Origin of the sequence: Jiangella rhizosphaerae, from assembly GCF_003579925.1 — a bacterium.
In the GTDB taxonomy this organism is placed as follows: Bacteria; Actinomycetota; Actinomycetes; order Jiangellales; family Jiangellaceae; genus Jiangella; species Jiangella rhizosphaerae.
Map to the genome: position 1 here is coordinate 1 of NZ_QUAL01000353.1, position 7,001 is coordinate 7,001.

Genomic DNA, 7,001 nt, shown 5'->3' on the forward strand with positions numbered 1-7,001 from the left:
CGAGGTCGCGCGCACCGACCCGCGCGCGGCCGCCGCCACGCTGGCCGCCGCGCGCCGGCTCCGCACCGACCTCGACGCGGTGATCCGGGCCGAGCTCGCCGGACACGCACCGGACGCGGCCCGGCTGGACGGCATCCGCGACGCCTACCTCGACGCCCTGTCGCGGGCGCGGCTGACCCGCGGCCCGGTCTACGCCTGGCGGTGGCCGGAGTCGCCGGACGACCCCGGCAGCGTCCTGTGGCCCGTCGCTCAGCAGGCCCTCGACCTGCTGAGCGCGAACGACCTCAGCCGCCTGGCGGAGTGCTCGACGCCGAACTGCCGGTGGCTCTACCTGGACCGCACCAAGAACCACAACCGGCGCTGGTGCAGCGACGACACCTGCGGCGTCAGCGCCCGGATGCGCCGCTACCGCGCCGCCCGCCGCTGAGGCGGCGTCAGTCCTCGAAGGTGTTCACCATCGAGTGCGCCGCCCGCTCGAGGTAGTCCCACAGGGTGTCGCGGTAGATCGGCGGCAGGTCGAGCTCGTCGACCGCGGTGCGCATGTGCAGCAGCCAGCGGTCGCGCGCGGCCGGGTTGACCTTGAACGGCGCGTGCCGCATGCGCAGGCGGGGGTGACCGCGCTGGTCGGAGTAGGTCGTCGGGCCGCCCCAGTACTGCTCGAGGAACAGCAGCAGCCGCTCCTCCGCCGGGCCGAGATCCTCCTCGGGGTACATCGGCTTCAGCAGTGGATCGGTGGCGACGCCCTCGTAGAACCGGCGCACGAGCTTCGCGAACGTCTCGTGCCCGCCGACGGCGTCGTAGAAGTTGTCCAGGCGCGTGGTCACGTCCTCCATAGTCGTCGCGGAACGACCCGAGATGCAAAAGCCCATGGCCGACCGCCAGGTCCCAGCGGCGGCGAGTCCCGCAGGGGAGTGGGAATCAGTGCCCCTGGCCACACGGCGGCGGACCGGGCGCGAGAGGATGGTGCCGGTCTCTGACACGTCATCTGGAAGGACACGTTCATGGCAACCACCCGCACCGCCACCACGCGCTGGGAAGGCTCGCTGTTCGAGGGGGCCGGCCGCGTGACGCTCGACTCGTCGGGCCTCGGCACCTACGACGTCACCTGGGCCTCGCGTGCGGAGACGCCGGACGGCAAGACGTCGCCCGAGGAGCTCATCGCGGCGGCGCACTCGTCCTGCTTCTCGATGGCGTTCTCGAACGGGCTGGCGAAGGCGGGCACGCCGCCCACGTCGCTGGAGACGTCGGCGGACGTGACGTTCCAGCCGGGTGAGGGCATCACCGGCATCAAGATCACGGTGCGCGGCGTGGTGCCGGGCATCTCGAACGAGGACTTCGTCGCCGCGGCCGAGGACGCCAAGGCCAACTGCCCGGTGAGCAAGGCGCTGACCGGCACGACCATCACGCTCGACGCCGCGCTCGCCGACGCCTGAGGGCAGGCGCCTGGCCGCTGGAGGTCTGCCGTCGTATCGGACCGCAGACCTCCAGCGCAGCGCCAAGCGACCTGACCAGGGCGAACGGCGCCGCCTCGGCGACGGTCAGGGGTTGCCGTCGGACGACGTGGGTGGCGGCGGAGCCGGCGGCGGGGCGGACGTGGCCGGCGGCGGGTTGGTCGGGTCGCCGGCGCCGCTACCCGGCCCGGCCGCCGGGGTCTCCGTCGCGACCGGCAGCGTGAGCCGTTCGGCGTCGAACCGGCGTTTGATGCGTTCGCGCAGCTCGCGCGCGACGCCCCACTGCTCCAGCGGCTTGGTCTTCATGACCACCCGGATCAGCACGCCGTCGGGGGTGAGGTCCTCGACGCCCCACACCTCGGGAGGCTCGAGGATCAGCTCGCCCCAGTGCTGCTCGGCCGCGAGCTCGGTGACGATGTTCTCGAGCAGCCGGCGGGCACGCGCGACGTCGGCGTCGGCGGGGACGTGGACGTCGAGCAGCGCCCGCGACCAGCCGTAGGAGGAGTTGCCGACTCGTACGACCTCGCCGTTGCGGACGTACCAGACGGTGCCGTCGACGGAGCGCAGCCGGGTGATGCGCAGGCTGACGGCCTCGACCGTGCCCACGGCGTGGCCCATGTCGACGACGTCGCCGACGCCGTACTGGTCCTCGAGCAGCATGGCCGCGCCGGCGAGGAAGTCCTTGACGAGGTTCTGCGCGCCGAAGCCGAGCGCGACGCCCAGGACGCCGGCGGACGCGAGCACCGGCCCGACGGCGTAGCCGAGCATCTCCAGCGCCGTGACCACGGCGATGGCGCTGATCAGCACCGTCGTGATGCTGCGCAGCACCGACCCGATGGTCTCGGCCCGCAGCGCCCGCCGCTCGGAGTAGACCCCGGCGCCGCCGAACACGATGCGGGCGGCCCGGGCCGAGCCGAGGACGGCCTTGGGCGGCTCCTTCTCGACCGTCCGGCGGACCATCCGGTTGATGAACTTGTGCAGCAGGTACCGGGTGACGACGGCGATGAGGATCAGGCCGGCCAGCCGCAGCGGGACGTCGAGCAGGACGTCGCGCCACCACTCGGCGGAGTACTCCTCGGCCTCGGTGATCTCGGGCGCCGCGACCACCCCGGCCGCGCTGAGCACGCCGCCCGCCGCCACCAGGCCGACCACTGGGATCACCGCACCTCCAGTCCCAGCTGCGCGGCGACGAAGGCGAGCTGGTCGGCGCTGAGGTCGACGGTGCGCGAGACGGCCCGGGCGCCGTGGCCGACGTTGGCCTCGGCGCGCAGCAGGATCGGCCGGGTGGCGGGGTCGCCGGACGTGGCGGCCTGCAGGGCGGCGGCCATCTTGCGCGCGTGCAGGGTGTCGACGCGGCTGTCGCCGTCGAACACGGTGAACAGCACGGACGGGTACTCGACCCCGTCGCGCACGTGGTGGTACGGCGAGTAGCCCAGCAGCCAGCCCAGCTCGACGGGGTCAGCGGCGGTGCCGTACTCGTCGTTCCAGGACTCGCCGAGGCCGAACTTCTCGTAGCGGACCATGTCGAGCAGCGGCGCGGAGCAGACGACGGCGCGGTAGAGCTCCGGCCGCTGGGTGAGCGCGGCGCCGACCAGCAGGCCGCCGTTGGACCCGCCGAAGATCGCCAGCTGGTCGGGCGTCGTCCAGCCCTCGGCGACGAGGTACTCGGCCGCCGCGTGGAAGTCGTCGAACACGTTCTGCTTGTGTTCGCGCATGCCGGCGCGGTGCCACTGCTCGCCCTCCTCGGAGCCGCCGCGCAGGTTGGCGACGGCCCACACGCCGCCGGCCTCGACCCAGGCCAGGATGCTGGCGGAGTAGGCGGGCGTGAGCGCGATGTTGAAGCCGCCGTAGCCGTAGAGCACCGCCGGCCGCGGCTGCCGCGCCGCGCCGCCGGCGGGCGACACGACGACCATGCGCACCTCGGTGCCGTCCTTCGACCGGTACGTGACCTGCTCGGAACGGACGGCGGGGACGTCGACCAGCCCCGGCGCGTCGGCCCAGGTGGACACCGTCCGCGACCGGGCGTCGTAGTGCAGGATGCGCACCGGCACCGTGTGGTCGGTGTAGGCCAGCCAGGCCTCGTGTCCGCCCTCGGGCCGCTCGGACAGCCCGCCGACGCTGCCGATGCCGGGCAGCTCGAGCTGGTGCAGCACCTCGCCCGTCGCCAGCGAGTGCGCCGTCACCTCCGAGACCGCGTGCCGGGTGCGGGAGGCCAGCAGCACCGGGGCGTCGAGCTCGGCGCCGTCGAGCAGGGCGAAGTCTTCGAGCACCGCCTCGGAGTCCTCGGGCAGCAGGTCGCGCCAGTGCTCAGGCTCGGGCGTCGTGGGGTCGGTGACGGCGAGCCGGCCGCGCGGCGCGTCGAGGTCGGTCCACACGTACAGCCGGCCGTCGCGGCCCACGTGCAGGCCGGTCTTGGCGTCCTGGCCGACGACGACGGGGCGCAGCTCGGGCCGCGCGGGGTCGGCGCCGTCGGCACCGAGGTCGGCGATCCAGACGTCGTTGCGCGGCGCGGTGCCCTGCGCGGCGCTGACCGTCAGCCAGCGGCCGTCGCGGCTGACCGAGACGCCGTAGTAGTTGGTCTTGTCCATGCCGTCGCCGAAGATCTCGATGTCGCCGGCCGGGTCGGTGCCCAGCCGGTGCAGGTAGACGCGGCGGTGGAACTGGTCCTCGCCCTCGGGGACGGCGTCCTTCGGCAGCCGGCGCACGTAGTAGAACGCCTCGCCGCCGGGCAGCCAGGCGACGGGGGAGTAGCGGGCGCGGTCGATGGGGCCGTCGACGACCTCGCCGGTGGCGACGTCGAGCACCCGCAGCACCGACTCCTCGGTGCCGCCCTCGGAGAGCTGGTACGCCAGCAGCGCGCCCTCCTTGGACGGCTGCCAGGCGTCGAGCGTGGTGGCGCCGGACGGGTCGATGGCTCCGGGGTCGACCAGCGCCCGCTCGGTGCCGTCGGGGTCGACGGTGAGCAGGACGGCGTGCTCCTGGTCGGGCGTGCGCCGGGTGTGGAACACCCGCTCGTCGCGCCAGGCCGGGGTGCCGACGGAGCCGGCCCGCAGCAGCTGCGCCAGCCGGCCGGCGAAGGCCGCGCGGGCCGGCCAGCCGGCCCGGTGCTCGTCGAACAGCACGCGCTGCGCCTTGGACCACGCCTGGGTGACGGGGTCGTCCTCGTCCTCCAGCGCGCGGTAGGGGTCGGGGACCGTGATGCCGTGCAGCACGTCGGCGTCGTCGCCGCGCGGGGCGGAGGGATACGGCTGCGGGGAGGTCGATGCGTCGAAGGCCACGACTCCGACCTTACTGACCCCCTCCGACCGGTTCGCGCCACATGGCCGTCAGCGTGGGGCCGCCCGGCAGGACGATCTCCCCGGCCGGCCGGAACCCGAAGTGCTGGTAGATCGCGACGTTCCCCGGCGCCGACGACTCCAGATACGCCGGCAGCCGCTGGGCGTCGGCCCTGGCCAGCCCGTCGCGCAGCAGCGCGCCGCCCACACCCCGTCCGGGCACCGCCGCCCCGAGCGTCTGCAGGTACCAGTGCGGCGGCGACGTGGGATGCGCGTCCTCGATGACGCGGAACGCCCGCATCGCCTTCGGCAGCCCCCGCCCGAACGCCCGCAGCAGATAGCGGCTGTAGCGCAGCGTCGACCAGAACCCCGGCGGGCCGGCGCCCGGCAGCCCCCACAGCGCCGCGCCGGCGATCTCGCCGTCGACCACGGCGACCCACGACCCCCGCAGGCTCAGCAGCGTCTCGAACGCGAACAGCGCGGTCAGCCGCTTCCGGTAGCCCGGCTCCGGCACGATGAACCGCATCACCGGATCGGCGTCGAACGCCTGGGCCAGCACCCGCGCGACGGTGTCGACGTCGGAACGCAGCGCCTGCCGCACGACGGGAGTCGATGGCTGCATCACTTGATCATGCTGCATCCCGGGCACCGTCGTAAGGGGTGGCCGGAGACGCGGTGAATTGCGGCTTCCTCACGGCGGCGAGGCCGGCGACGGCGATCGCGGCGGCCAGCAGCCAGCCGGCGGTGTAGCCGTCCGCCCCGGCCAGGCCCAGCACGACGGCCACGCCCACGGCGGTCCCGACCTGCGCACCGGTGTTGATCAGCGCCGACGACGTCCCGCGCCGGTCCTCGGGGCCGGCGGTGCCGAGCGTGGTGGAGCCGACCGCGGAGACGCCCAGCCCGGCGCCGAGCAGCGCGAGCCCCGCGGCGAGCGCGCCGGTTCCCGTCGGTCCCGTCGCGGTGGCGGTGCCGGCCGCCAAGGCCAGCGCCGCGCCGGCCATGACGACGAGCCCGGCGCGCATCGCCCGGTCCGGCCGGCCGGCTGACAGCCGAGGGGCCAGCGCCGACCCGGCGATCACCGCCGCGTTGAACGAGAGCAGCACCAGCCCGGCGCCCGACGGCGACAGGTTCAGCTCGCGCTGGGCGAAGCCGGCCGCGACGACGACGGCCGACCCGGTCGCGGCGTTGTTGACCAGCGCGACCGCCGACGCCGAGGACAGCCGGCGGTCCGACCACGCCCCCGGCGGCAGGATCGGGTCGCGCGCCCGCCGCTCGACGGCGAGGAACGCCGCCAGCAGCAGGGCGGTGGTGGCGGCCCCGGCGACGGCGGCCGGCCCGCTCGCCGACGCCGCCAGCACCAGCACGACCAGCGCCGCCGTGACGGTGACCCCGCCGGCGACGTCCAGCCCGCCGCCGCGCTGCCGCGGGACCGGCCGGACGAGCGTCGCGACACCGGCCGCCAGCAGCACCGTCACCGGCACGTTCACCAGGAGGATCCACCGCCAGCCGGCGACGTCGGTCAGCACGCCGCCGACGAGGAACCCGCTGCCGCCGCCCACCGCGCCGACCGCGGTCCACAGCGCGACGGCGCGGCCGTGCCGGTCGCCGGCGTGCGCGACCAGCAGGCTCAGCGCGGCGGGGATCATCGCCGCCGCGCCCGCTCCCTGCAGGCAGCGGGCGACGACCAGCCACTCCGCCGACGGCGCCAGCCCGGCCGCCGCGGACGCCGTCCCGAACACCGTCAGGCCGGCCAGCAGGACCCGCCGGTGCCCGAGCCGGTCGCCCAGCCGCCCGGCGAGGATCAGCAGCCCGCCGAACGTCGCCGCGTACCCCGTCACGACCAGCTCGCCGGAGGTGTCCAGGCCGCGTTCGATCGCGGGGAGCGCCGGCACGACGACGGTGACGCCGAGGACGTTGACCAGCTCGGCGGCGCAGAGGACGACGATCGGGAGCATGTCCGGACCCGTTCCCGGCAGCGGCCGTTCTAAACGGTATTGTGGAAGAAAACCGTTAAGGCGGTCACGATGCTGGAACGATGGAGCTGGCTGGGCGACCGGTTGGCGATCGACCTCGCCAACTCCGTCCGCCGCCGGGGCGACCGGTACGTCGACTTCTTCGCCGAGCCCGGCGGCGTGCGCGAGTGGCTGGCGGCGGAGGCCGGCCGGGTGCCGCGGGTGTCTGCCGGCGACGATGCGGTGCGGGCCGTGCGCGAGCTGCGCGACGACGTGCTCGCGGTGCTGCGAGCGGCGGCCCGGGGCGAGCCGCGGCCCGCGGC

The 7,001-nt window shown here is 74.8% G+C and carries 8 protein-coding genes; 3 read left to right on the top strand and 5 right to left on the bottom strand.

Annotated elements, in window-relative coordinates; genetic code table 11:
• On the top strand, positions 1-427 hold a 427-nt coding region (locus DY240_RS24865), incomplete at its 5' end, for a CGNR zinc finger domain-containing protein (protein WP_119662391.1).
• Between the two features lie 7 nt (positions 428-434).
• Here DY240_RS24865 and DY240_RS24870 read toward each other — a convergent pair.
• The gene (locus tag DY240_RS24870; protein ID WP_233552863.1) at positions 435-824 is read right to left on the bottom strand and encodes a globin; all 390 of its coding nucleotides are present in this window, start codon (positions 822-824) and stop codon (positions 435-437) included.
• A gap of 177 nt (positions 825-1,001) precedes the next feature.
• Here DY240_RS24870 and DY240_RS24875 point away from each other — a divergent pair, with 177 nt between their 5' ends.
• Positions 1,002-1,433 carry an OsmC family protein gene (locus DY240_RS24875; RefSeq protein ID WP_119662393.1) on the top strand — a complete coding sequence of 144 codons (432 nt, stop codon included), beginning with the start codon at positions 1,002-1,004 and terminating at the stop codon, positions 1,431-1,433.
• A gap of 105 nt (positions 1,434-1,538) precedes the next feature.
• Here DY240_RS24875 and DY240_RS24880 read toward each other — a convergent pair whose 3' ends face one another.
• The 4 genes from DY240_RS24880 to DY240_RS24895 are packed head-to-tail and all read right to left on the bottom strand — an operon-like array spanning position 1,539 to position 6,681.
• Positions 1,539-2,612, bottom strand: coding sequence for a mechanosensitive ion channel family protein (locus DY240_RS24880; protein WP_147375510.1), 1,074 nt, complete (start codon positions 2,610-2,612; stop codon positions 1,539-1,541).
• Positions 2,609-4,729 (bottom strand): prolyl oligopeptidase family serine peptidase, encoded by a 2,121-nt coding sequence (locus DY240_RS24885; protein WP_119662395.1) that lies wholly within the window; start codon positions 4,727-4,729, stop codon positions 2,609-2,611. The genes DY240_RS24880 and DY240_RS24885 overlap by 4 nt, the downstream gene beginning before the upstream one ends.
• 10 nt (positions 4,730-4,739) lie before the next feature.
• Positions 4,740-5,348: a GNAT family N-acetyltransferase gene (locus DY240_RS24890; RefSeq protein WP_119662396.1), complete on the bottom strand. Its 609-nt coding sequence runs from the start codon at positions 5,346-5,348 to the stop codon at positions 4,740-4,742.
• 7 nt (positions 5,349-5,355) lie between these two features.
• The gene (locus DY240_RS24895; RefSeq protein WP_119662397.1) at positions 5,356-6,681 is read right to left on the bottom strand and encodes an MFS transporter; all 1,326 of its coding nucleotides are present in this window, start codon (positions 6,679-6,681) and stop codon (positions 5,356-5,358) included.
• Positions 6,682-6,750: 69 nt separating this feature from the next.
• Between DY240_RS24895 and DY240_RS24900 the strand changes: the two genes are divergently transcribed.
• A partial coding sequence (locus DY240_RS24900) for an ABATE domain-containing protein (protein ID WP_199702368.1) occupies positions 6,751-7,001 on the top strand: 251 nt, incomplete at its 3' end.

Coding starts and splice junctions, on each gene's coding strand:
- DY240_RS24890 (WP_119662396.1), bottom strand. CDS start 5,348: ATGCAGCCATCGACTCCCGTCGTGCGGCAGGCGCTGCGTTCCGACGTC.
- DY240_RS24895 (WP_119662397.1), bottom strand. CDS start 6,681: ATGCTCCCGATCGTCGTCCTCTGCGCCGCCGAGCTGGTCAACGTCCTC.
- DY240_RS24875 (WP_119662393.1), top strand. CDS start 1,002: ATGGCAACCACCCGCACCGCCACCACGCGCTGGGAAGGCTCGCTGTTC.